The sequence below is a fragment of the Cellulomonas rhizosphaerae genome (assembly GCF_003470205.1).
GTDB lineage: Bacteria > Actinomycetota > Actinomycetes > Actinomycetales > Cellulomonadaceae > Cellulomonas > Cellulomonas rhizosphaerae.
On sequence record NZ_QWKP01000181.1, the window covers coordinates 1 to 23954 of the forward strand.

22 protein-coding genes and 1 pseudogene are annotated in these 23954 nt (G+C 71.8%); 19 read left to right on the top strand and 4 right to left on the bottom strand.

All coding sequences use genetic code 11. The features are described from left to right. Positions 1 to 276: 276 nt before the first annotated feature. On the bottom strand, positions 277 to 1527 hold the full coding sequence (kynU, locus tag D1825_RS08195) for a kynureninase (protein ID WP_233549734.1): 1251 nt from the start codon (positions 1525 to 1527) through the stop codon (positions 277 to 279). A gap of 68 nt (positions 1528 to 1595) precedes the next feature. Here kynU and D1825_RS08200 point away from each other — a divergent pair, with 68 nt between their 5' ends. The 13 genes from D1825_RS08200 to D1825_RS08260 all read left to right on the top strand — a co-directional run bounded on the left by D1825_RS08200 (position 1596) and on the right by D1825_RS08260 (position 15062). Further along, positions 1596 to 2807, top strand: a complete 1212-nt coding sequence (locus D1825_RS08200) for a pyridoxal phosphate-dependent aminotransferase (protein WP_118766946.1) — start codon at positions 1596 to 1598, stop codon at positions 2805 to 2807. A gap of 20 nt (positions 2808 to 2827) precedes the next feature. Next, the gene (gene pdxT / locus D1825_RS08205) at positions 2828 to 3427 is read left to right on the top strand and encodes a pyridoxal 5'-phosphate synthase glutaminase subunit PdxT (protein WP_325051473.1); all 600 of its coding nucleotides are present in this window, start codon (positions 2828 to 2830) and stop codon (positions 3425 to 3427) included. A gap of 64 nt (positions 3428 to 3491) precedes the next feature. Next, on the top strand, positions 3492 to 4247 hold the full coding sequence (locus D1825_RS08210; RefSeq protein WP_118766948.1) for a YebC/PmpR family DNA-binding transcriptional regulator: 756 nt from the start codon (positions 3492 to 3494) through the stop codon (positions 4245 to 4247). Between the two features lie 151 nt (positions 4248 to 4398). Next, a complete protein-coding gene (gene ruvC / locus D1825_RS08215) occupies positions 4399 to 4965 on the top strand; it encodes a crossover junction endodeoxyribonuclease RuvC (protein ID WP_118766949.1) in 567 nt (188 codons plus the stop codon). A gap of 75 nt (positions 4966 to 5040) precedes the next feature. Then, on the top strand, positions 5041 to 5661 hold the full coding sequence (locus tag D1825_RS17975; RefSeq protein ID WP_147356257.1) for a DUF6318 family protein: 621 nt from the start codon (positions 5041 to 5043) through the stop codon (positions 5659 to 5661). A 398-nt stretch (positions 5662 to 6059) separates the two neighbouring features. Then, complete coding sequence (locus tag D1825_RS08225; RefSeq protein WP_118766951.1) at positions 6060 to 6500, top strand: zinc transporter; 441 nt, start codon at positions 6060 to 6062, stop codon at positions 6498 to 6500. 136 nt (positions 6501 to 6636) lie between these two features. After that, positions 6637 to 7254 (top strand): Holliday junction branch migration protein RuvA, encoded by a 618-nt coding sequence (gene ruvA, locus D1825_RS08230; protein WP_118766966.1) that lies wholly within the window; start codon positions 6637 to 6639, stop codon positions 7252 to 7254. Then, positions 7247 to 8302 carry a Holliday junction branch migration DNA helicase RuvB gene (gene ruvB, locus D1825_RS08235; RefSeq protein ID WP_118766952.1) on the top strand — a complete coding sequence of 352 codons (1056 nt, stop codon included), beginning with the start codon at positions 7247 to 7249 and terminating at the stop codon, positions 8300 to 8302. The genes ruvA and ruvB overlap by 8 nt, the downstream gene beginning before the upstream one ends. Positions 8303 to 8481: 179 nt before the next feature. After that, entirely contained in the window at positions 8482 to 8940 is a 459-nt protein-coding gene (yajC, locus tag D1825_RS08240) for a preprotein translocase subunit YajC (RefSeq protein WP_233549736.1), read from the top strand. Between the two features lie 85 nt (positions 8941 to 9025). Next, the gene (gene secD / locus D1825_RS08245) at positions 9026 to 10957 is read left to right on the top strand and encodes a protein translocase subunit SecD (protein ID WP_118766954.1); all 1932 of its coding nucleotides are present in this window, start codon (positions 9026 to 9028) and stop codon (positions 10955 to 10957) included. Continuing rightward, positions 10957 to 12054 (top strand): protein translocase subunit SecF, encoded by a 1098-nt coding sequence (gene secF, locus D1825_RS08250; protein ID WP_118766955.1) that lies wholly within the window; start codon positions 10957 to 10959, stop codon positions 12052 to 12054. The genes secD and secF overlap by 1 nt, the downstream gene beginning before the upstream one ends. Then, a complete protein-coding gene (locus tag D1825_RS08255; RefSeq protein ID WP_118766956.1) occupies positions 12051 to 12599 on the top strand; it encodes an adenine phosphoribosyltransferase in 549 nt (182 codons plus the stop codon). Before secF ends, D1825_RS08255 begins: the two co-directional genes overlap by 4 nt. Positions 12600 to 12725: 126 nt before the next feature. Beyond that, the gene (locus tag D1825_RS08260) at positions 12726 to 15062 is read left to right on the top strand and encodes a RelA/SpoT family protein (RefSeq protein WP_118766957.1); all 2337 of its coding nucleotides are present in this window, start codon (positions 12726 to 12728) and stop codon (positions 15060 to 15062) included. A gap of 6 nt (positions 15063 to 15068) precedes the next feature. Here the strand turns inward: D1825_RS08260 and D1825_RS08265 are convergent, their stop codons facing one another. The 3 genes from D1825_RS08265 to D1825_RS08275 all read right to left on the bottom strand — a co-directional run bounded on the left by D1825_RS08265 (position 15069) and on the right by D1825_RS08275 (position 18228). Continuing rightward, positions 15069 to 15632, bottom strand: a complete 564-nt coding sequence (locus D1825_RS08265) for a hypothetical protein (protein ID WP_118766958.1) — start codon at positions 15630 to 15632, stop codon at positions 15069 to 15071. Between the two features lie 98 nt (positions 15633 to 15730). Further along, complete coding sequence (locus tag D1825_RS08270; protein WP_233549738.1) at positions 15731 to 17449, bottom strand: DUF349 domain-containing protein; 1719 nt, start codon at positions 17447 to 17449, stop codon at positions 15731 to 15733. Continuing rightward, entirely contained in the window at positions 17446 to 18228 is a 783-nt protein-coding gene (locus tag D1825_RS08275; RefSeq protein ID WP_118766959.1) for a peptidylprolyl isomerase, read from the bottom strand. The genes D1825_RS08270 and D1825_RS08275 overlap by 4 nt, the downstream gene beginning before the upstream one ends. A 164-nt stretch (positions 18229 to 18392) precedes the next feature. On the opposite strand from D1825_RS08275, the gene D1825_RS08280 reads away from it, so the two are divergent. The 6 genes and pseudogenes from D1825_RS08280 to D1825_RS08305 all read left to right on the top strand — a co-directional run. Then, positions 18393 to 19106 carry an MBL fold metallo-hydrolase gene (locus D1825_RS08280; protein ID WP_118766960.1) on the top strand — a complete coding sequence of 238 codons (714 nt, stop codon included), beginning with the start codon at positions 18393 to 18395 and terminating at the stop codon, positions 19104 to 19106. 47 nt (positions 19107 to 19153) lie between these two features. Further along, a complete protein-coding gene (gene hisS, locus D1825_RS08285; protein WP_118766961.1) occupies positions 19154 to 20533 on the top strand; it encodes a histidine--tRNA ligase in 1380 nt (459 codons plus the stop codon). 124 nt (positions 20534 to 20657) lie between these two features. After that, a complete protein-coding gene (locus D1825_RS08290; protein WP_118766962.1) occupies positions 20658 to 21380 on the top strand; it encodes an SAF domain-containing protein in 723 nt (240 codons plus the stop codon). A 1-nt stretch (position 21381) separates the two neighbouring features. Continuing rightward, a complete protein-coding gene (locus D1825_RS08295; RefSeq protein WP_118766963.1) occupies positions 21382 to 22170 on the top strand; it encodes a P-loop NTPase family protein in 789 nt (262 codons plus the stop codon). After that, on the top strand, positions 22167 to 23480 hold the full coding sequence (locus D1825_RS08300; protein WP_118766964.1) for a CpaF family protein: 1314 nt from the start codon (positions 22167 to 22169) through the stop codon (positions 23478 to 23480). Before D1825_RS08295 ends, D1825_RS08300 begins: the two co-directional genes overlap by 4 nt. Continuing rightward, positions 23477 to 23954: pseudogene (locus tag D1825_RS08305) on the top strand (type II secretion system F family protein); the annotation flags it as partial. The gene D1825_RS08300 and the pseudogene D1825_RS08305, both read left to right, overlap by 4 nt.

A 23954-nucleotide genomic window follows, 5' to 3' on the forward strand; every position in this document is an offset into this window, starting at 1 on the left:
AAGATCTGGAACGTGAAGCGGGACAAGGCCACGGGGAACACCGAGTGGACCAGCCCGCTGGGGATCACGTACTACCGATCACCGATACCCGTCGAAGTCAGCCCCAGAATGTTCGACCCCACCCGACGCCGCACACCACGGCCACACGACCTCGGCGACCCACCCTTCTGAGGCCGCCTCGGTCCGCTACGGCCCGACGTCTCGACGGCTCGGAGAGCGGTCGCGCCGCGGCACCTGCAGGCGAGCGCACCGTTGCCGGTGTCCGACGTCGACGTCTCAGGTGACCGCGCTGCGGCGGGAGTAGGCCGGATCGAGGTGCTCGTCGGCCTCGAGGACCGCGGCGAGCTCCGTGGCTGCCGCGAGCATGTCGGCGTGGGTGAGGTACGGCGCGGCGACACCGAGTCGGACGATGTCCGGCGTGCGGAAGTCGCCGATCACGCCGCGAGCGATCAGCGCCTGCACCACGCCGTAGGCGTCGGGGTGACGCACGGCCACCTGCGAGCCGCGGCCCTCGTCGTCTGGCGACGCGTACGTCGTGCCCGGCACCAGTGCGTCGATGCAGCGCCGGAGGAAACCGGTGAGCGAGAGCGACCGGGCGCGCACGTCCTGGATCTCGACGCCGTCGAACGCCGTCAGTGCGGCCTCCAGCGCGAGCAGGGACAGCATGGGCGGCGTCCCGATGCGTGCGCGGTCGATGCCGTCGGCGGGTGCGTACTCGCCGCTCATCGCGAATGGCTGGGCGTGCCCGTGCCAGCCAGGGATCACGTTGCTGAAGGCCGCCTGGTGCTCGGTCGCGACGTAGATGAACGCGGGCGCGCCCGGGCCGCCGTTGAGGTACTTGTACCCACATCCCACCGCCAGGTCGACGCCGTGGGCGTCGAGGTCCACCGCGACGGCGCCCGCGGAGTGGCACAGGTCCCAGATCGCCAGCGCACCAGCGTCGTGGGCGGCCCGGGTCACGGCTGGCAGGTCCCAGAGGACGCCCGTGCGGTAGTCGACGTGGGAGTAGACGACGGCGACCACGTCGTCCGTGCCGCGCAGGCGGTCGACGGCCTCATCGGGCGCGACGTGCTCGACCGTCCAACCGAGCTGGCGAGCCACTCCGTCGAGGACGTAGAGGTCAGTGGGGAAGGTGTCGGGGTCGGCGAGCACGACGGTCCGCTCGGGGCGCAGCCCGGCGGCCGCGTGCAGGACCTGGTGCAGGCGGACGCTCGTCGAGTCGCCGACGACGACCTGGCCGGGGGCCGCGCCGACGATGCGGCCGAGCGCGTCGCCCACACGGGCGGGGGCGTCCCACCAGCCGTGCGTGTTCCACGAGGTGATCAGGTCGCGGCCCCACTGCTGCTCGACCGCGTCGCGGACTGCCGCGGGCACGGCGCGGGGCAGCGCGCCGAGCGAGTTGCCGTCCAGGTAGACGACGCCGTCGGGGAGCGCGAAGCGTTCGCGCAGGTCGGTGGCGTGGTGGCGATCGTCGAGCGAGGCGGCTTCGGTGCTCGAGGCGTCGGTGCGCAGGGAGTCAGTGCTCACGACACGCGAGCCTACGTGCCGTACTGGTCGGTAACCTCGGCGTGACCTGGGAGCGATACCGTCGATCGATGGCCACCGTCTCGTCGTCAGCGCCCAGCGCGCGCCTCCCGCTCAGCGGCATCCGCACCCTCATGGAGGTCGCGCTGCGCGACCCGGAGGCGATCCATCTGGAGATCGGCGAGCCGGACGCCCGGCCGGCCGAGCACGTCGTGGCTGCGGCGGCCCGGGCCGCGCAGGACGGGCGCACCGGGTACACCTCCAGCCTCGGGCTGGACGCGCTGCGCGAGGTCGCTGCCGACCGGATCACCCGGCGCAACGGCTTCGCCGCCGACCCGGACCAGGTGGTCGTCACGCACGGCGCGATGCACGGCCTCGCGATGACCATGGCGACGCTCCTGGGCCCCGGCGACGACATCCTCGCGCCAGACCCGATGTTCCCGAACTGGGCGATGGCGGCTGCGGCCGCGGGCGCCGGCGTCGTCGCCTACTCGACGCGCGCCGAGAACGGGTTCATCCCGCGCCTGGATGAGCTCGAGGCCGCGATCACGCCACGCACCCGGGCCGTCATCGTCTGCTCGCCGAACAACCCGACGGGCGCGGTGTATCCCGCGGCGGTCCTCGAGGGGATCGTCGAGATCGCGCGCCGGCACGACCTGTGGGTGCTGTCGGACGAGTGCTACGAGGCCATCACCTTCGGCGTCCCGCACGTGAGCACCGCGACGTTCGACACGGACGGGCGCGTGCTGACGTTCTTCAGCCTGTCCAAGGCGCACGCCATGACGGGATGGCGGATCGGGTACGCCGTGGTCCCGGACCGGGCGGTGGTCGAGCGCATCGGTCACCTCGCCGAGGCGAGCGTCGCGTGCCCGTCCACCCCGAGCCAGTACGGCGCCATCGCCGCACTCACTGGGCCACAGGACCACGTGCACGCCGCGGTCGAGTCGTACTGGGACCGGCGCGACCTCGCGGTCTCGCTGCTGCGCGAGCGCGGCCTGACCCTCGTCGAGCCCGACGGCGCGTTCTACCTCATGGTCGGCGTGGGCGAGGCAGACACCGAGGCGTTCGCGCTGCGCCTGCTCGCGCGCCGGCACGTCGCGGCCGCGCCGGGGTCGACGTTCGGCGAGCGCGGCGCGGGGATGGTCCGCGTGAGCCTGGCAGCACCCCGCGACCTGCTCGTGGAGGGGTTGGGACGCCTGGCCGACGAGGTCGTCGGCTCGTCGTCGGGCGCGTCGTGGTCCGCCGGATCCAGCCTGGGGGCGGCCGCCGCACGCTCGCGCTGAGGCGACCTAGGATGCGCACCGTGACCCCCACCATCGGAGTTCTGGCCCTGCAGGGGGACGTGCGCGAGCACGTCCACGCGCTCGAGTCGGTTGGTGCCACCGCGGTCGGGGTGCGGCGCGCCTCGGAGCTCGACGCGGTGGACGCGCTGGTCATCCCCGGTGGGGAGTCGACCACGATCGACAAGCTGCTGCGCGCGTTCGACCTGTTCGAGCCGATCCGGACGCGCCTGCGCGACGGGATGCCCGCCTACGGGTCCTGCGCCGGGATGATCCTGCTCGCCGACCGCGTGATCGGCGGGATCGAGGGGCAGCAGACGCTCGGCGGGGTCGACGTGACGGTCCGCCGCAACGCCTTCGGGCGGCAGGTTGACTCCTTCGAGACCGACCTCGCGATCGAGGGCGTCGAGGGCTCCCTGCACGCGGTCTTCATCCGCGCACCGTGGGTCGAGGAGGTCGGTCCCGCCGCGCGCGTCGTCGGCCGCGTGGAATCCGGGCCTGCCGCCGGTAGGATCGTCGCGGTCCGTCAGGGGCCCCTGCTCGTGACCTCGTTCCATCCGGAGGTCACCGGGGACACCCGCGTGCACCAGTCGTTCGTGCAGATCGTCCGCGAGAGCCTGTGAGTTCGCGGCCCGTCCGGGCCGTGCATCGGGTTCGTCGGCGGGGAGCAAAGGGGTAGCAGAGGCGATGTCGGGTCACTCCAAGTGGGCCACCACCAAGCACAAGAAGGCCGTGGTCGACGCCAAGCGGAGCAAGCTCTTCGCGAAGCTCATCAAGAACATCGAGGTGGCCGCCCGCACGGGCGGCGGTGACCTCGCGGGCAACCCCACGCTCTTCGACGCGGTCCAGAAGGCCAAGAAGAGCTCGGTCCCGATCGACAACATCAACCGTGCGGTCAAGCGCGGCTCCGGCCAGGAGGCCGGCGGCGCCGACTACTCGACGATCATGTACGAGGGCTACGGCGCGGGCGGCATCGCGGTGCTGGTCGAGTGCCTGACCGACAACCGCAACCGCGCGGCTTCCGACGTGCGCGTCGCGTTCACGCGCAACGGCGGCCAGATGGCCGACCCCGGCTCGGTCTCGTACCTGTTCTCGCGCAAGGGCGTCGTCATCGTCCCCAAGGAGGGCACCGACGAGGACTCCGTGATGGAGGCCGTGCTCGAGGCCGGCGGCGAAGAGGTCAACGACCTCGGCGAGGTGTTCGAGGTGCTGTCCGAGGCCACCGACCTGGTGCCCGTGCGGACCGCCCTGCAGAGCGCCGGCATCGAGTACGACTCCGCCGACGTCGTGTTCTGGCCCGCGATGCAGATCGAGGTGGACGCCGAGGGCGCCCGCAAGATCCTGCGCCTGATCGACGCGCTCGAGGACTCCGACGACGTGCAGAACGTCTACGCGAACTTCGACGCGTCCGACGAGGTCATGGCCGAGCTCGAGGACGACTGACCTCTCCTCTCCTTCACCACCGCGAGTGCGCCCGATCGGCGCCGACTGTGCCCCTCGTTTTCGGGTGCACTCGGCACCGGACGGGCGCACTCGCTGCGTGTGTCGGCGTGTGCTCGCCGGTTGAGTGCCTCGCGGCTGCGACGATGCGGGCGTGCGCGTGCTCGGAGTGGACCCCGGCCTGACCCGCTGCGGCCTGGGTGTCGTCGACGGGCTCCCGAGCCGCCGCGCCGCGCTCGTCGCCGTGGGCGTCGCACGCTCAGACCCCGCGCTGGACATCGACCAGCGGCTGCTCGCGATCGAGTCCCAGATCGAGGAGTGGCTCGAGGCGTACGCGCCCGACACCGTCGCGGTCGAGCGCGTCTTCGCCCAGCACAACGTCTCCACCGTGATGGGGACCGCGCAGGTCGCGGGGATCGCGATGGTCGCCGCCGCCCGGCGTCGGATCCCCGTCGCGCTGCACACGCCGTCCGAGGTCAAGGCCGCCGTCACCGGCACCGGTCGCGCCGACAAGCTGCAGGTCCAGACGATGGTCGCCCGGCTCCTGTCGCTCGACGCCCTGCCCAAGCCGGCCGACGCCGCCGACGCCCTTGCCCTCGCGATCTGCCACCTGTGGCGTCCGGCCGGTGCGCTCGGGGCCCCGCAGCGCGCGCCGGGCTCGATGACCGCCGCGCAGCGCGCCTGGGCCGCGGCCGAGCAGGCAGCCCGCACGCGCGGCTGAGCTGTCGGGACGAGTTGTCCACAGATCTGGCCGAACGCCTGCGGGGGAGCGTCCGGTTTAGGTAGGTTCGCGGCCATGATCCGCGCTGCTCGCTCTGTTCTTGCTCTGGCCCTGGTGGGCGGGGCGCTCGTGGCGTGCACGCCTGACGCGGCTCCGCCTGTGGCGCGGCCAACGAGCCCTTCGCCAACGGCGAGCTCGATGCCGTCTGTGGCGGCCTCGCCGTCGCCGTCGCCTTCGGTGAGTGCGGTGGTGGATGTGACTGTGGCGCCGGAGCGGCCGGATGCGTTAAATGCGGCGCCGTCAGAAGACGGTGCTGTGAAGGTCGGTGAGTACTTCGTTTCTCTCTACCCCTACGTCGCCGGTACGGGCGACTTCAAGGAGTGGGAGCAATTGAGCAACGAGGAGTGCGTCTTCTGCGAGAGCGCGCGCTCTGGGCTGCAAGACCTGTTCTCGGCGGGTGGCCACACCGAGGGCGGGGCAATTGCGATCGACCGATCGAGCGTCCGGACGATTAAGCCTGGAGCTTCCTACACGGTCCGTGTCGACTTCACTGAGGACGCCTCGTACACGGTCGATGCTTCTGGCGACGAGATCGAGTCTTCGCCGGGCCCAAATGAGCTCACTGCGACCCTGGTCGTCCACTGGGACGACGGGAGTTGGAACATCCGCGCGGCGCAGTTCGACCCACAGACGTGAGGCGCCCACTTCTGGTCTTCCTAGTGGCCTCCCTCGCGCTCTTGGTCCCGTCGATGGCTCGTGCCTCGATCGACTCCTGGAATGAGGACGGCGCAACGATGGTCGCTGCGCGCGAAGCAGTGCAGCGGAAGGAGATCGACAACGGAAAGGAGCCCGATCCAGCGAAGCGTTTGACTGATTGGATGCAGTCACCGTCCTGCGCCGGTGACGGCACCTACACGACGGCGTTGAACTTCGACTCGACGTACCCCTGTGAGTTGCTTCCGCCCGAGGATCAGCGCCTGGATTGTGACGGTGACGAGCCGCAGCCGCCCTGGTGGAGCCGTGCACGCACGGCCCCCGAAGCCGAATGGGGAGCCTGGGTGCAGCGGACTGATTGGTACTGCCCGATTGATCTGTTGCCGACGTTGACGCTCGAGGACTTCCGGCGGCTGCCGATCGCGCCGTCGTCGCTGACGATGCAGCCCGACAGGGGTTGGGTGCTGGTCAACAAGGAGACGATCGCGTACTCCGACGACGACGAGCAGACGCTGCGCACCGAGGTGCTCGGTGTCGGGGTGGACGTCGTGGTGAAGCCCGAGTCGTTCACGTGGTCGTTCGGCGGCGGCAAGCCGTTCACGACGAAGGGCCCCGGCCACCCGTACCCGGAGCAGGACGTCGCGCGGGCGTTCACCGACCTGGGCAAGGCGACGATCACGCTGACGACGACGTGGTCGGGTCGCTACCGGGTCGACGGCAACGCCCGCTGGCGCGACGTCGCGGGCACGGCCACGACGACGTCCACCAGCCCGGCGTTCGAGGTCGTGGAACGACGCTCGATCCTCGTCGACGGAGGCTGAGGGGGACCCGAGCGAGGTGCGACGCGGCGTCGTCCACAGGGCCGCGTGTCCCTCGTACAGATGTTCGGACGGATGTGGCACAGTGGTCGCGGCGCGCAGCTCGGGCGCGTGGGGTCGCGAGGACGAGGAGGCGCGTGTGATCGCGTCGGTGCACGGCACGGTGCAGAGGGTGCGGCTCGACGCCGCGGTCATCGAGGTGAACAGCGTCGGCATGCTGGTGCAGGCCACGCCCGCCACGCTCGCGGGGCTGCGGGTCGGGGTGAGCGCCACGCTGCACACCTCTCTCGTGGTCCGCGAGGACTCCCTGACGCTGTTCGGGTTCGCGGAGGACGACGAACGCGAGGTCTTCGAGGTCGTGCAGACGGTCAGTGGGGTCGGCCCGCGGCTCGCGATGGCGATGCTCGCGGTGCACACGCCCGACGGGCTGCGCCGCGCGGTCGTGGACGAGGACCTCAAGGCGCTCGAGCGCGTGCCCGGCATCGGCCGCAAGGGCGCTCAGCGCCTCGTGCTCGAGCTCAAGGACCGCATCGGCGCACCCGCACCCGTCAGCGTCGGGGGAGTGGCGCCGGTGCTCGTGGCTGGGGACCGGCGCGACCAGGTGGTCGAGGCGCTCGTCGGGCTCGGCTGGAGCGCGAAGGTCGCGGACGACGCGGTGACCACGGTCCTCGACGGGGTCGAGGGGCCGGTCGGCGCGGACGAGGTCGCCGGGGTGCTGCGCGCGGCGCTGCGGACGCTGGGCGGCGGGCGTGGCTGAGGACGACGAGCTCGTCACCGAGCGGTTCGCGGCGGAGTCGCTGGTCCGCACGGGCGCCGACGACATCGAGCGGGCCGCCGAGGCGGCGCTGCGCCCGCGCAGGCTCGAGGAGTTCGTCGGCCAGCGCGTCGTGCGCGACCAGCTCTCGCTGGTGCTCGAGGCCGCACGGAACCGCGGGAGGGCGCCCGACCACGTGCTGCTGTCCGGTCCTCCCGGGCTCGGCAAGACGACGCTGGCGATGATCATCGCCGCCGAGCTCGGCGCTTCGCTCCGCATCACGAGCGGCCCGGCGATCCAGCACGCGGGCGACCTGGCCGCGGTGCTGTCCTCCCTCGAGGAGGGCGAGGTGCTCTTCATCGACGAGATCCACCGACTCGCACGACCGGCCGAGGAGCTGCTCTACGTCGCCATGGAGGACTTCCGGGTCGACGTCGTCGTGGGCAAGGGGGCCGGCGCGAGCGCGATCCCGCTGTCGCTGCCGCCGTTCACGGTTGTCGGTGCCACGACGCGGGCCGGGCTGCTGCCTGCACCGCTGCGCGACCGCTTCGGGTTCACGGGCCACCTCGACTTCTACGACGCCGACGAGCTCGAGCGCGTCCTGCTGCGGTCCGCCGGCCTGCTGGGAGTCTCGCTGGCGGGAGAGGCGGCGGCCGAGATCGCGTCACGCTCGCGCGGGACGCCCCGCATCGCGAACCGGTTGCTGCGTCGCGTCCGGGACTGGGCCGAGGTCCGTGGTGACGGCACGCTGAGCATCGAGGCCGCCCGCGCGGCGCTCGCCGTGTTCGAGGTCGACGACCGCGGGCTCGACCGACTCGACCGAGCGGTGCTGACCGCGCTGTGCACGCGGTTCGGCGGCGGCCCGGTCGGGCTGACGACGCTCGCCGTGGCCGTCGGCGAGGAGCCCGAGACCGTGGAGACCGTCGCCGAGCCGTTCCTGTTCCGCGAGGGCTTCGTCGGGCGGACGCCGCGGGGACGCATCGCCATGCCCGCCGCATGGGCGCACCTTGGGCTCGACGTCCCACGAGACCAGGGCGCCCTGTTCGGCTGATCTCGACGGCGCGACAGTTGCGGACGGCTACAGTTCCTTCCGTGGCCCGCGGGGGCCGGGACCATGCGGCCGACGAACGTCTGCCTGCGTCGCCGGGAACCCCCTGCACCGACCGTGCGTTGGAGCGGCGGGCCGCTGCGCCTAGACTGCGGCCGACACGCCCGACCGAAGGAAACCTTGTGACCCACCACGCCGAAGTGATCGCCGCCGGAACGTCCAGCAGCGGAGGCGGCAGCAACTACTCGTTCCTGCTGATCCTCGTGCTCGCCGTCGGTGCCTTCTGGCTCATGTCGCGCCGCACCCGCAAGCAGCAGAAGACGCAGCAGGAGTTCCGCAACACGCTGGCTCCGGGTGACGAGGTCATGACCGGGTCGGGCCTGTTCGGCACCGTCGTCGCCGTCGACGACGAGGCCATCACGCTGGAGTCCGAGCCGGGCGGTGGCCGCACCCGCTGGATCCGCGCCGCGATCGCCAAGAAGATCGAGCCGCCGGTGGACGAGACGAACGAGGAGTGGGCCGACGAGGCCGAGGACGCCGACGCGATCGACGTCCCCGACGACCTGTCGTCGCTCCCGTCGCTGAGCAAGGACAGCAAGGACGGCGACGCCCCGAAGAAGGACGAGCCCGAGACCAAGTAACCGCACGCGCCCGCGGAGGTACCCCGCGGGCCCGGACCCCACCGGCAGCACGAGCAGCCGGTGCGCGCACGAGAGAAGAACTCCGTTGGCTCCTCCCACACGCCGCAACAGGCCTGTCCGCACGCTGATCACCCTCGGGATCATCATCCTGGCGATCTTCGGGGCGATCTTCGCGGGCACCAAGTGGTCCGATGCGACCTGGACGCCGAAGCTTGCGCTCGACCTCGAGGGCGGCACGCAGATCGTGCTGAAGCCGGTCTCGGCGACGACGCCGACGAGCGGCCAGATCAACCAGGCGATCGACGTCATTCGCCAGCGTGTGGACGCCTCGGGCGTCTCCGAGGCCGAGATCACGAGCCAGGGCAGCGGCTCGGGCACGACGATCGTCGTGGGCCTGCCGGGCAAGCCGAGCGAGGACACGCTCAAGCTCGTCCGCACCTCGGCTCAGATGGAGTTCCGTCCGGTGCTCGTGCAGGGCGCTCCGACGCCCACGGCGACCGACGACGCAACCGACGGGGCCACCCCCGCGCCGACGGCCAGCGCCACCGCGGGTGCCCAGCCCACCGCCGGTGCGACGCCCAGCGCCACCCCGGCGCCGAGCGCGGAGCCCACCCCGGCCTCGACCGAGCCGTCGAAGGCCGCTCCGGACAGCGCGAGCGACACGGCGTACTACATCACCCCGGCCGTCCAGCAGGAGTACGACAAGCTCGACTGCACCGACCCCGCGAACCTGCGGGGTGGCGTCAACGGCGACCCCAAGACCGCGTTCGTCACGTGTGAGTCGCAGACGGTCGGCGACCAGGTCGTGGGTGTCGCGAAGTACATCCTCGGCCCGGTCGAGATCGACGGGAATCACATCTCGAGCGCGAGCTCGGGCCTCGAGACCCTGCCCAGCGGCGGCGTCGGCACCGAGTGGATCGTCACCCTGAAGTTCGACTCGACGGGCGCCAAGCAGTTCACCGACGTGACCGAGCGTCTGGCGACGCAGTCGCCGCCCCTCAACCAGTTCGGCATCGTGCTCGACGGCCTCGTCGTCTCGGCTCCGGCCGTGAGCGCGGTCATCCCGAACGGCCAGGCGACCATCTCGGGCTCGTTCACCCGGCAGACGGCCGCGACGCTCGCGCAGCAGCTCAACTTCGGTGCGCTGCCCATGTCGTTCGAGGTGCAGAGCGAGGAGCAGATCTCCGCGACGCTGGGCGCCGACCAGCTGCAGAAGGGCCTCCTGGCCGGCCTCATCGGCCTCGCGCTCGTGGTGCTCTACTCGTTGCTGCAGTACCGGGCCCTCGGCCTGGTCACGGTCGCCTCGCTCATCGTCGCGGCGGTCGTCACGTACGGGATCATCACGCTGATGTCCTGGACGCAGGGGTACCGCTTGTCGCTCCCCGGCGTCGCGGGCCTGATCGTCGCCATCGGTATCACCGCGGACTCGTTCATCGTGTACTTCGAGCGCATCCGTGACGAGCTGCGTGAGGGGCGCACCCTCGGTGTGGCCGTCGAGCGAGGCTGGTCGCGCGCCAAGCGCACCATCCTGGCGTCCGACGCGGTCAACTTCCTCGCCGCCATCGTGCTGTACATCCTCGCGGTGGGTGGCGTGCGTGGCTTCGCGTTCACGCTCGGACTGACGACCCTCGTCGACGTCCTGGTCGTGTTCATGTTCACGCACCCGGTGATGGAGCTGCTGGCCCGCACCAAGTTCTTCTCCGAGGGCCACCGCGCCTCCGGCCTGGACCCGCGTCGCCTCGGCGTCATCGGCTCCACCCGGTACGTGGGCCGCGGCAAGGTCGCGACGGGCCCGCGCCCGGAGGCTGCCGACGACGTGACGCCCGACGTGGTCGAGGAGGAGGCGGAGACGCGCGTGCCCGCCCCGGTCCCCAGCGCCCCGCGTGCGGAGATCACCCCGGAGACCGCCGGCATGACGATCGCCGAGCGCCGCGCGGCGCAGAAGGCGGCGGCCGCGAAGGCCGCCACCACGGACGCAGATGACGCCTCTGGGCGCACCGACGGGAGTGAGCACTGATGGCCGCCGGTTTCGCCCAGTGGGGCAACGACCTCTACACAGGGCGTCGGTCGTACGACATCGTCGGCCGCCGTCGCATCTGGTACACGATCTCGGCCGTCCTGGTCGTGCTCTCGGGGATCTTCCTCATCACGCCGGGTCTCAACCCCGGCATCGAGTTCAAGGGCGGCTCGCAGTTCATCGTGTCGAACGTAGACACGAACGACCAGCAGCTCGCGATCGACACGGTCAGGGCCATCGAGCCCGACGAGTCTCCTCAGGTGACCTCGATCGGCTCGAGCTCGCTGCGCATCCAGACCGCGACCCTCTCCAACGAGGAGGTCGAGAAGGTCAAGGACGCGCTGATGACGGCGTTCGACGTGACCGAGGACGACATCGGCAGCTCGTTCATCGGCCCGTCCTGGGGCAAGGACATCTCCCAGAAGGCCATCACCGGCATCATCGTCTTCCTGATCTTCGTGACGATCGTCATGACGATCTACTTCCGCAACTGGCGCATGGCCGTCGCGGGCCTCGTCGCCCTGTTCCACGACCTGATCATCACGGTCGGCGTCTACGCGGCTATCGGCTGGGAGGTCACGCCGGCGACAGTCATCGGCTTCCTGACGATCCTCGGGTACTCGATCTACGACACCGTCGTGGTGTTCGACAAGGTGCGCGAGAACACGGCTGACGCGCTGGAACAGAAGCGGTTCACGTACGCGGAGAAGGCCAACCTGGCCGTCAACCAGACGCTGGTCCGCTCGATCAACACCTCGGTCGTCGCGCTGCTGCCCGTCGCGGGCATCCTGTTCGTCGGGGCGTTCATCCTCGGCGCCGGGACGCTGCGTGACATCGCTCTCGCGTTGTTCGTCGGCATGCTCATCGGCACGTTCTCGTCGATCTTCCTGGCGACGCCGCTCGAGGTCACGCTGCGCGAGAGGGAGCCGAAGATCCGCGACCACACCAAGGCGGTCCTCGCGGCCCGCGCCGCGGGCAACGGCCCGGACGCGGACCCGTCCGTCCTGGCCGGCTCGGTGCACGCCGCGGGCCAGCTGCGCCCGGGCTCGCACCAGGGCCAGACCGCGCAGCCGAAGAAGCGCAAGCCCACCCGATGAGCGGACGGACCCCCGACCTGGAGGCCGCGGCCCGCAGGGTCGACGACCTGGTCCGGCTCGTGCCGGACTTCCCCGAGCCGGGGGTCCTGTTCCGCGACATCACGCCGCTGCTCGCGGACGCCGATGCCTTCGCGCAGGTGTGCGAGGCGCTGGCGGTCCAGGCCGGCGGCCCGATCGACCTCGTCGCCGGGATGGAGGCGCGCGGGTTCCTGCTCGCGGCCCCCATCGCGGTGCACCTGGGTGCGGGCCTCATCCCGGTCCGCAAGGCGGGCAAGCTGCCCGGGCCGTCGGTGGCCGAGAGCTACTCGCTCGAGTACGGCGACGCGACGATCGAGCTGCACCCCTCGACGGTCCCGGCCGGTGCGCGCGTGCTGATCGTCGACGACGTGCTCGCCACCGGCGGCACGGCCGCGGCGACGATCCGGCTGCTCGAGCACTGCGGCGCGGAGGTCGTCGGCCTCTCGTTCCTCGTCGAGCTCGAGGCACTGGGCGGACGCGCACTCCTCGGCGACCACGCGGTGCACGCACTCGTCGCAGTTCCGTAAGGTGCCCTGAACCACCCGTGACCTGGTCGGCGGGCGAATGCTCGCCCCGGCGGCCGTAGACTCTGCGGATCGGTTCCCCCGCCGGTGCTCGCGCGAGGGGAACGACCCGAGTGCGAGGGGGAGGGTTTGAGCGACGACGTCGACTCGGCTGAGACCGGTGCCCAGGTTGCGCTGACGGATCCCTACGGGACCTCGTCCGGTCGAGTGCGCTCGCGCCTGTCGCGGTTCGGCGGCCGCAGCGGTCCGGCGTTCCCCGCGCTCGAGCCCGTCCTGCAGGCGGCTCGCACCAACCACCCCAAGGCCGACCTGACCGTCGTCGAGCAGGCCTACGTGGTCGCCGAGAAGGCGCACCGCGGACAGCTGCGCAAGAGCGGCGACCCGTACATCACGCACCCGGTCGCCGTCGCGACGATCCTGGCCGAGCTCGGCATGACGCCGTCTACGCTCGTCGCCGCACTGCTGCACGACACCGTGGAGGACACCGACTACTCGCTCGACCAGCTGCGACGCGAGTTCGGGCCCGAGGTCGCGATGCTCGTCGACGGCGTGACCAAGCTGGACAAGGTCACCTACGGCGACGCGGCGCAGGCCGAGACCGTGCGCAAGATGGTCGTCGCGATGTCGCGCGACATCCGCGTCCTGGTCATCAAGCTCGCCGACCGCCTGCACAACGCCCGGACCTGGAAGTTCGTGGCCGCCTCGTCGGCCGAGAAGAAGGCCCGCGAGACCCTCGAGATCTACGCGCCGCTGGCCCACCGCCTCGGCATGAACACGATCAAGTGGGAGCTCGAGGACCTCTCGTTCGCGACGCTGTACCCCAAGGTGTACGACGAGATCGTCCACCTGGTCGCGGAACGCGCGCCGGCGCGCGAGGAGTACCTCGCCGTGGTGCGCGACCAGGTCGGTGCCGACCTGCGGACCGCCAAGATCAAGGCGACGGTCACGGGCAGGCCCAAGCACTACTACTCGATCTACCAGAAGATGATCGTCCGCGGTCGCGACTTCGCCGACATCTACGACCTGGTCGGCGTGCGGGTCCTGGTGGACTCGGTGCGCGACTGCTACGCGGCGCTCGGCTCGCTGCACGCGCGATGGAACCCGGTGCCCGGCCGGTTCAAGGACTACATCGCGATGCCGAAGTTCAACCTCTACCAGTCGCTGCACACCACCGTGATCGGCCCCGGCGGCAAGCCCGTCGAGATCCAGATCCGCACGCACGACATGCACCGTCGCGCGGAGTACGGCGTCGCGGCGCACTGGAAGTACAAGGAGAGCGCCAAGAACCAGGCGCCCGGGACGACGACCGACGCGGCCGGCAACGACATGGCGTGGCTGCGCCAGCTCGTGGACTGGCAGAAGGAGACCGCGGACCCGACGGAGTTCCTCGACTCGCTGCGGTTCGAGATCGCGGGCTCCGAGGTCTACGTCTTCACGCCCAAGGGCGACGTCATGGGCCTGCCGTCCGGCTCGACCCCGGTCGACTTCGCGTACGCGGTGCACACCGAGGTCGGGCACCGCACGATGGGCGCGCGCGTCAACGGCCGCCTCGTACCGCTCGACTCGACGCTGGAGAACGGCGACGTGGTCGACGTCTTCACGTCCAAGTCGGAGACCGCGGGGCCCTCGCGTGACTGGCTCGGATTCGTCAAGAGCCCGCGCGCCCGCAACAAGATCCGCCAGTGGTTCTCCAAGGAGCGCCGCGAGGAGGCGATCGAGCACGGCAAGGACGCCATCGCGAAGGCGATGCGCAAGCAGAACCTGCCGATCCAGCGCCTGCTCTCGCACGAGTCGCTCGTCGCGCTCGCCAACGACATGCGGCACGCGGACGTCTCCGCGCTGTACGCGGCCGTCGGCGAGGGTCAGGTCTCGGCGGCGACGGTCGTCCAGCGGCTCGTGCACTCGATGGGCGGCGAGCCGGCGGCCGAGGAGGACATCGCCGAGGCGACCCGTCCCGGCCAGACCAACCGGCGCCAGCGCGCCGGTGACCCCGGAATCGTGGTCAAGGGCGTCGACGACATCTGGGTCAAGCTCGCCAAGTGCTGCACCCCGGTGCCGGGCGACGAGATCATGGGCTTCGTCACGCGCGGCGCGGGCGTGAGCGTGCACCGCACGGACTGCATCAACGTCGAGCAGCTGCGGTCTCAGCCGGAGCGGATCGTCGACGTGTCGTGGAGCCAGTCGTCGTCGGCGCTGTTCCTCGTGCAGATCCAGGTCGAGGCGCTCGACCGCTCGCGCCTGCTGTCCGACGTGACGCGCGTGCTGTCCGACAGTCACGTCAACATCCTCTCGGCGTCGGTCTCCACGTCGCGGGACCGGGTCGCGCTGTCGCGGTTCGTCTTCGAGATGGCCGAGCCGTCGCACCTCGCGTCCGTGCTCTCGGCGGTCCGCAAGGTGGAGGGCGTGTTCGACGTCTACCGGATCACGGGTGCCAAGGGCGCCGAGGAGCCCTCGATCCGGGTCTGACGCCGGTCATCGCCCGACGAGGGCGAGCGTGTGCTGGGCGGTCCGGACGTGGCGCTGGCCGCGTAGCCCGCCGAGGTCGGTGAGCGCGCGCTCGGGGTCGAACCCGAGCGGGACGAGCGCCGCCACCAGCGGCACGGCGTCGCGGCTCGGTAGCCAGCGCGCGAGGTCGGTGCCCGTGCGCTGGACGGACGTGACGCGGACGCCAGCCACGCGCACGACGTCCTCGGGTGCGAGCTCGGCCTCGGCTGAGACGCGTCGCGGGTGCGGCGCGGTGTGCCGCCCTCGGCGGCCGACGAGCACCTCGACGCGCTCGGGCTCCGGCCGCCCGGCGTGCACCCAGAGCGCCGAGCCGCGCCCGACGACCGCGCGCGCCGGCACGAGCTCGGCCAGTGCCAGCGCGCGGAGCTCTGGGGTCGAGACGACGTCTGCGGCGACCGCGACATCGCCCCAGACGAGCCGCAGCGCGCCGTCGCGCAGCTGCCCGTGCCACGCGCTGGCGGGGACGGCGGAGCGGTGCACGACCAGGGGCGGCACGACGGCGGGGCGCGGGCGGTAGGCGGCGAGGGTCATGCACGCAGGATGCCCCGGCCGGAGTGCTCCGTGCCGAGGGCCCTGTGGACGACGAAGGCCCGCCCCCTGGGGGGACGGGCCTTCGAGGCCGGACGGCGTCAGCCGCGCGCGTCGCTCGCCGCGCGCTGGACCTGCTCGAGCCACGACCGGCGGGCGTCGAGCGCGGCCTGCGCGTCGGCGATCTTCCGCTTGTCGCCGGCGGCCTTGGCCTTCTCGAGGTCGGCCTCGAGGCCGGCGATCGCCTGCTCGAGCTGCGCGGCGGCGCCCTCGGCGCGCGCACGCGTCTCGGGGTTGCTGCGCGTCCACTGTGCCTGCTCGGACTCGCGGATCGTGGTCTCGACCGCACGCAGGCGGGCCTCGACGCGCTGCACGTCGGCACGCGGGACCTTGCCCGCCGACTCCCAGCGGTCCTGGATGCCGCGGATGGCCTGCTTCGCCGCGTTGAGGTCGCTGATCGGCACGAGTGCCTCGGCCTCGACGAGCAGGGCCTCCTTGACCTCCAGGTTGGCTCGGTACTCCTCGTCGGTCGCGGCGTTCTGGGCGTCGCGCGACGCGAAGAAGGCATCCTGCGCGGCACGGAACCGTGCCCACAGGGCGTCGTCGTCCGAGCGGCTCGCGCGGCCGGCCAGCTTCCACTGGGCCATGAGGTCGCGGAACGCGCCCGCCGTGGCGCCCCAGTCGGTGCTGTGCTGCAGGCGCTCGGCGTCCGCGACCAGCTTCTCCTTGGCGACCTTGGCCGAGGAGTTGCGCTGCTCGAGCTCGGCGAAGAAGTGCCGACGCTCACGGTCGAACGTGGTCCGCGCGTGGCTGAACCGCTTCCAGAGCGACTCCTCCGTCGGGCGGTCCAGGCGCGGCCCGTTGCGCTGCGCGTCCTTCCACTGGTCGAGCAGCAGGCGCAGCTGCTCGCCGGCGGGACGCCACTGGATGCGGCTCGGCTCGGTCTCGGCGATCTTCTCCGCGGCCTCGACGATCGCCGTGCGCGACTCGACCGCGACCGCTCGGGCCGCGACGCGCTCGGCCTCGGCGGCGACGCGACGCTCGGCCGCGACAACCCGCAGCGCGTCCAGGCGTGCCCGCAGGCCGTCCAGGTCGCCGACCGCGGCGGGCTCGGCGAGCTCGGTGGTCAGGCGCCCGAGCGTCTGGTCGATCTCCTTGACGGACAGGTCCGTGGCGGTCAGGCGCGCCTCGAACAGCGTCACCTTGGCCTGCAGGTCGAGGTACCGGCGCACGTAGAGCGCGAGTGCCTCCTGCTGTGTGGCGCCCGGGAACTGGCCGACGACGCGCTCGCCCGCGGCCTCGCGGACCGAGACGTTGCCCTCGTCGTCGACGTTGCCGAACGTGGCCGCCAGCGCGGCCTCGGCGGCGTCCGCCGGGGGCGGGACGGGCGCGGAGGCCGTGGTGGGCGCCGGGGTGGCCGGCGGGTGCGGGACCGGGATCGCGCCGCCGGGGCGAGGGCGGGGGATGGGGCGAGGAGCGGGGGTCGGCGCGGCGGGGGCCTCGTCGACCGCGGGCTCGGCAGCGGGCTCGTCGGCGACAGGCTCGGCAGCGGCATCGTCGACCGCGGGCTCGCCGACGACATCGTCGACGACCGGCGCGTCGGCCACCTCAGCGGCAGGTGCCTCAGCGGCGGGCGCCTCGACGGCAGGGGCCTCAGTCACGGGAGCCTCGACCTCGGGAGTCTCGGCCACCTCGTCTGCAGCGGCTTCGGGGGTCGCGGTCTCGGCCACGACAGCCTCGTCGGCCACGGTCGGCTCGTCGGGCGCCTGCCCTGCGGAGCCCTCGTCGGGCACGGTCGGCTGGTCCGGGGTCTGTGTCACTTGACCTTCACTCCCTCGATGATGACGTCGTGCACCGGGGACTCTGTCCCGTCGGTGGTGCCCGCGTCGGCGATGGCCTTCAGCACGTCCTGACCTGACGTGATCTGGCCGAACACGGTGTATCCGCCCGCAGTGTCTGCCGGGATGGTGCTGTCCTTGTAGACAAGGAAGAACTGGCTGCCCATGGAGCTGCCGTCGTTGCCGACGCGCGCCATGGCGATGGTGCCCGCGGGGTAGACGCCGTCGGCGGGGGCGTTCTCGATCGGGCCCCAGGTGTAGCCCGGGCCGTCGGTGCCGGTGCCGTCGGGCGAGCCGCACTGCAGGACGTAGATGCCGCTCGTCGTGAGGCGGTGGCACTTCGTGTCGTCGAAGAAGCCCTTGTCCGCGAGGCTCACGAAGTTCGCGACGGCCTGCGGGGCGGCCAGGCCGTCGAGCGAGATGCCGATGTCGCCCTGCTTGAGCGCGATGTCGCCCGTCCACGTGCGGGCCTCGGCGAGCGCGGGGTCCGGGGTGAGCGGGTCGCGCGTCGCGGAGGGAGCCGGGGTCGGCACCGTGGTGCTCGGTGCCGTGGGCGTCTCGGTGCCGAGAGCGGAGGAGGGGGCGGTGTCGTCCTTCATCCCGTTGATCACGGCGACCACCGCGACGACGAGGACCAGCGCACCGAGCACGGAACCGACGACGATCCGCTGGCGGCGGCGGGCGGCACGGTGCTCCGCCTGGCGCTGCTGCCACTTCTCGTACCGGCGCTGCTCGTACTCGCGCTCGCGCTTGCTGGACACCCCTGCTCCTTGCTGCGTCGTGACCGTGTCGTCGTGGGAACGGCAAAGCACATGCCGCACCGCACGGGGAACCTCGGACAGTCTAGGCAAGCCACGGGCTGCCGCCGCCAGGGGAGGGCGCGTGCAGGTCACAGTCCCGCATCACCTGCAGGTACGGTCGCACCATGGAGGTCCTCTCAGTCGTCTCGTCCGTGTTCGGTGCCCGGTGCACGGTGGTGGTGGCCGACGACCGGTCGTGCGTCGTCGTCGACCCGGGTGTCGGTGTCACCGCCGAGGTCGTCGCCTACGTCCGCGCCAACGGACTGACGCCCGTCGCCGTCCTGGCGACCCACGGCCACGTCGACCACACCTGGGACGCGGCCGAGCTGTGCGCCGCGCTCGACGTCCCCCTGCACGTGCACGCCGCCGACGAGCACCGGCTGCACGACCCGTTCGGGACACTGGGCCCGCTGGGTTCGGCCTCGCACGCCCCCAGCGGCCCGCTCGGCCAGGCGATCGCCGCCGCCGGCCTCGACCCCGCCGCGTACGCCATGCCGGCCGACGTGCGCACGTTCGGCTCGACCGACGGCACCGGCCGCGACGACGACGTCGAGCTGCAGCTCGGCGCCACGCGCATCGTCGCCCGGCACGCTCCGGGGCACACCGAGGGCTCGACGCTGTACCTGCTCGAGATCGACGGCGAGCCTGTCGCGTTCACGGGCGACGTGCTGTTCGCCGGGACGATCGGTCGTACGGACCTGCCCGGCGGCGACGACGCCCGGATGGCTACGACGCTCCAGGAGGTCTGCGGCGCGCTCGACCCGGCGACCGTCGTCGTCCCCGGTCACGGCCCGACGACCGACATCGCGACCGAGCTGGCGCGCAACCCGTACCTCTGACGGACACGAGCGCCGAGCACGCAGCCGCGTCTGGAAGGATCGGCCGCATGGCGCGACCGACCCCCCTGTCCGGATTCCCCGAGTGGCTGCCCGACGGGCGCATCGTCGAGCAGCACGTCCTCGACGTGCTGCGCCGCACCTTCGAGCTGCACGGGTTCGCCGGCATCGAGACGCGCGCGGTCGAGCCGCTCGAGCAGCTGCTGCGCAAGGGCGAGACCTCCAAGGAGGTCTACGTGCTGCGCCGCCTCCAGGAGGATCCGGACGCGCCGCCCGAGCGCGGCGGCCAGCTGGGCCTGCACTTCGACCTGACGGTCCCGTTCGCGCGCTACGTGCTCGAGAACGCCGGCCACCTCGCGTTCCCCTTCCGTCGCTACCAGATCCAGAAGGTGTGGCGCGGCGAACGACCCCAGGACGGGCGGTTCCGCGAGTTCGTGCAGGCAGACATCGACGTCGTCGGCGCGGGTTCGCTGCCCTACCACGTCGAGGTGGAGATCCCGCTCGTGATCGCGGCGGTGTTCCGCGAGCTCCAGGCGATCGGGCTGCCGCCCGTGCGGATCCTCGTGAACAACCGCAAGGTCGCCGAGGGCTTCTACCGCGGGCTCGGCCTCGAGGACGTCGAGGGCGTGCTGCGCTCGATCGACAAGCTCGACAAGATCGGTCCCGCCAAGGTCGCGGCGCTCCTGGTCGCCGAGACGGGCGCGTCCGACGAGCAGGCCGCGGCCTGCCTCGAGCTCGCGTCGATCAGTGGCGCCGACGAGTCGGTGATCGACCGGGTGCGGGACCTGGCCGCCGCGCGCGGCGCCGCCCACGAGCTGCTCGACGAGGGACTGGTCGAGCTGGGCGCGCTGGTCCGTGCCGCCGCCGAGCGGGCGCCCGGCGTGGTCGTGGCCGACCTGAAGATCGCGCGCGGCCTCGACTACTACACAGGATCGGTCTACGAGACGATCCTCGTCGGGCACGAGCAGCTCGGGTCGATCTGCTCGGGCGGTCGCTACGACACGCTCGCGAGCGACGGGGCGAACACCTACCCCGGCGTGGGCCTGTCGGTCGGGGTCTCGCGCCTCGTCTCGCGCCTGCTGAGCGGCGGCCTCGTCCGTGCGACCCGCTCCGTCCCCAGCGCGGTGCTCGTCGCCGTGACCAACGAGGACCAGCGTCACCGCTCCGACGCGATCGCCGACACGTTGCGCGCGCGCGGCATCCCCGTCGAGGTCGCACCGGCGGCCGCCAAGTTCGGCAAGCAGATCCGACACGCTGACCGCCGGGGGATCCCGTTCGTGTGGTTCCCGGGTGAGATCGACCACGACGGCGTCGCCGGCGCGGACCAGGTCAAGGACATCCGCTCCGGCGAGCAGGTCGAGGTAGACGCGCAGGTCTGGGCGCCGGCTGAGGACGACCTGTGGCCGCGGGCGGTCGCCGCGACCCCCTGATCCGGCGCCCCTGCCGATCGGGTGACATGTGCCCGGGACGACGGACTCGGTAGGCGTGTCCGAATGGTGCTGTTTATAGTTCCATCCGATCGCACTGGCCGAAAGGCTTCGAGACGGGGGACTGATGGCGACCGATATCGGCAAGGCATCGCAGCAGGACGGTGTCACCGAGCGTCGTCGGGCGCGCGAGGCCCGGGGGCTCGGCCCTGCGGGCGGAGCCGCCGCGGGGGACAGGCTGCCGAAGGCGCCGCGCGAACGACGACCGCTGCTGGCCGTGCTGGCCGTGCTGCTCATCGTGGGCGGGGCGGCGATCGCCGGGCTCTTCGCCCTGCGCCAGGACTCGCGCGTGCCGATGCTCCAGCTCGCGCACGACGTTGCCGCAGGCTCAGCCATCACCGACGGGGATCTGGTCACCACCCAGGTAGCCGCCGAGGGCACCGCACTCGTTCCTGCCGGCGCCAAGGACCAGGTCGTCGGGAGGTACGCCCGCGTGCCGCTCGTCTCGGGCCAGCTGCTCGACTCGACGATGCTGACCGACACTGCGCCCCTGCAGCCTGGATCGGTCGCGGTCGGTGCGGCTCTGGCCGACGGCCGGATGCCCGCGAGCGGGCTCGAGCCGGGGGACGTCGTCCAGCTGGTACAGGTGGGCGACAGCGAGGGAACGGTTCTGGTGCCGGACGCGCGCGTGAGCTCGGTGCGGACGAGCGACTCGGTGAACGCCGGCGCGACGATCGTCACGCTGATCGTCGACGAGGCGTCGGGGGCGAAGGTCGCTGCGGTCGCTGCCGACGGCGCGCTGGCTGTGACGCTCGTGTCCCGGGGTACGCCGATCGGCGAGGACGGCTGACGTGCTGATCACCCTTGCCTCGGCCAAGGGCGCTCCCGGCGTCACCACGACCGCCCGAGTCCTGGCCTCCGTGTGGCCGTCCGAGGTGGCTCTGGTCGACGCCGATCCCGCGGGCGGCGACGTCGCACTGTGGTCGCCAGCCCCCGACGGCACTCCTCTCGACCCGGACATCGGACTCCTGACGCTCGCCGTCGAGGCTCGACGCGGCGCCGCATCGCTCCAGCCCCACCTCCAGACGATCGACGGGGGGCTGCAGGTCGTGTGCGGCGTGCAGTCGCCCGGTCAGGTCGCAGGGATGGGACCGGTGTGGCCGTCGCTCGGCGGCATCCTGCGCCAGCACCCGGGTACGGTCATCGCCGACGTCGGGCGTCTGCTGCCGGACAGCCCGGCGCTTCCGCTCGTGATGGACTCGGACGCCCTCGTGCTCGTCGTGCGGCCGACCATCGAGGGGTACGCACACCTGCGTGAGCGCCTGCGATGGTTGACGACGTTCGACTCCGGCATGCGTGCGATGCCGGCTCTCGGTGTCATCGCGCTGACCGAGCCTCGCGACACGGCATCTGTGCGGGACCTGGAGCTGCTGCTCGGACATGCCGGCCTGCGCGTCCCTGTGCTGGGTGCCGTCGGCATCGACCAGAAGTCCGCCGATGTCGTGGCCGCACGGATCGCGCGCGGTATCGATCGTTCCCTCCTGGTTCGCTCCGCCCGGCAGCTCGTGCACCCGGTGCAGGCGCTGGGCGAGTCACGCCAGTACGCCCGCGGCAGCGCCCTGACGAAGGAGCTGCGATGAGCCTCGACCAGATGCTCGTGCGGCGTCTGCGCGAGGAGGTCGCCGACGTCCTGGCCCGCCAGCGCCGCGACGACGCAGCCGCGGGGCTGCCCGCGATGTCCGGCGAGGACGAGCGGCAGTTCGCGCGTGCCGTCATCGCCCGCGTGCTCGACGCGCACGCCCGCGGCGAGATGGCCTCGGGACGCACGCCTCCGACGCCGCAGGACGAGGAGGAGATCTCCGCCGGCATCCACGCCGCGCTCTACGGCGTCGGCCGGCTGCAGCCGCTGCTGGACGACCCCGACGTCGAGAACGTCGACATCAACGGGTACGACAACGTGTTCGTGCAGTACGGCGACGGGCGCGAGGAGCGCTGGGGCCCGGTCGCGGAGTCCGACGACGAGCTCGTCGAGCTCGTGCAGATCCTCGGCGCGTACTCGGGCCTGACCAGCCGCCCGTTCGACGCCGCGAACCCGCAGCTCGACCTGCGCCTGCCCGACGGCAGCCGTCTGTCCGCCGTCATGGACGTGTGCGCGCGGCCCTCGATCTCGATCCGCCGCTCGCGCCTGTCGCGCGTGCACCTCGACGACCTCGTGCGCTTCGGCTCGGTCACACCCGACGTCGCGGCGTTCCTGTCCGCGGCGGTCGCGGCCCGCAAGAACATCATGATCGCCGGCGCGACCAATGCCGGGAAGACGACCATGCTCCGCGCGCTGGCCAACGAGATCGCGCCCGAGGAGCGCCTCATCACCGTCGAGCGCGCGCTCGAGCTCGGCCTGGGCCAGTTCCCGGACCTGCACCCGAACGTCGTCTCGTTCGAGGAGCGGCTGCCGAACTCCGAGGGCAACGGCGCGATCATGATGTCCGAGCTCGTGCGCCGCAGCCTGCGCATGAACCCGAGCCGCGTCATCGTCGGTGAGGTTCTGGGCGACGAGATCGTCACGATGCTCAACGCCATGAGCCAGGGCAACGACGGGTCGCTGTCGACGATCCACGCCAACAGCTCGATCGAGGTGTTCAACCGCATCTCGACCTACGCGATCCAGTCGGTCGAGCGTCTGCCCGTCGAGGCCACGATGATGCTCATCGCCGGTGCGATCGACTTCGTGGTCTTCGTCCAGAAGCAGAACGACTACCTCTCGGGCGGACGCCTGCGCCGGTACGTCGCGAGCATCCGCGAGGTCAATGGCGTCGACGGCCGTGTGCTGTCGAGCGAGATCTTCGCCTCGGGCCCGGACGGTGTGGCAGTCGCGGCAGCCCCGATCGCGTCTCTCGACGAGCTTGTCGCCGCTGGTTATCAGCCGTCGTACGCCCTCGGGGGGGCGATGTGATCCCCCTCTCGACGCTGCTGGTGATCCTCGCTGGCGCCGTGGTCGGCGGCGGCGTGATCCTGCTCGTCGTCGCGCTCCTGGGCACCGAGCCCCGCCCGCCGCGCGTGCGGTCGGGCTCGCCCGGCTCCCTCCTGCGAGCCCGTCGACGGCTGGTGATCGCCCTGGTCGTCGGAATCGTCACCCTGGTCGTGACGCGTTGGCCGGTCGCGGCGTTCGGCGCTGCCGCTTTCGCACTCGCCGCGCCCGCCCTGCTGGGCGGCGCCAAGGCCGAGCGTGAGCAGACCGCGCGCCTCGAGGGACTCGCTGCGTGGACCGAGTCGCTGCGCGACACGATCGCCGGTGCCGTGGGGCTCGAGCAGGCCATCCCCGCCACGGTCTACGCCGCGGCACCCGCGATCCAGCCACAGCTGCGCCTCCTCGTCGACCGACTGAGGGTTCGCGTGCCGCTGCCCGTCGCGCTGCGGGGGCTGGCCG

Excerpts from the sequence above, each read along its gene's own strand:
- D1825_RS08200 (WP_118766946.1), top strand. The coding sequence starts at position 1,596 with ATGGCCACCGTCTCGTCGTCAGCGCCCAGCGCGCGCCTCCCGCTCAGC.
- D1825_RS08210 (WP_118766948.1), top strand. The coding sequence starts at position 3,492 with ATGTCGGGTCACTCCAAGTGGGCCACCACCAAGCACAAGAAGGCCGTG.
- D1825_RS17975 (WP_147356257.1), top strand. The coding sequence starts at position 5,041 with ATGATCCGCGCTGCTCGCTCTGTTCTTGCTCTGGCCCTGGTGGGCGGG.
- secF (WP_118766955.1), top strand. The coding sequence starts at position 10,957 with ATGGCCGCCGGTTTCGCCCAGTGGGGCAACGACCTCTACACAGGGCGT.
- D1825_RS08255 (WP_118766956.1), top strand. The coding sequence starts at position 12,051 with ATGAGCGGACGGACCCCCGACCTGGAGGCCGCGGCCCGCAGGGTCGAC.
- D1825_RS08265 (WP_118766958.1), bottom strand. The coding sequence starts at position 15,632 with ATGACCCTCGCCGCCTACCGCCCGCGCCCCGCCGTCGTGCCGCCCCTG.
- D1825_RS08280 (WP_118766960.1), top strand. The coding sequence starts at position 18,393 with ATGGAGGTCCTCTCAGTCGTCTCGTCCGTGTTCGGTGCCCGGTGCACG.
- hisS (WP_118766961.1), top strand. The coding sequence starts at position 19,154 with ATGGCGCGACCGACCCCCCTGTCCGGATTCCCCGAGTGGCTGCCCGAC.
- D1825_RS08290 (WP_118766962.1), top strand. The coding sequence starts at position 20,658 with ATGGCGACCGATATCGGCAAGGCATCGCAGCAGGACGGTGTCACCGAG.
- D1825_RS08300 (WP_118766964.1), top strand. The coding sequence starts at position 22,167 with ATGAGCCTCGACCAGATGCTCGTGCGGCGTCTGCGCGAGGAGGTCGCC.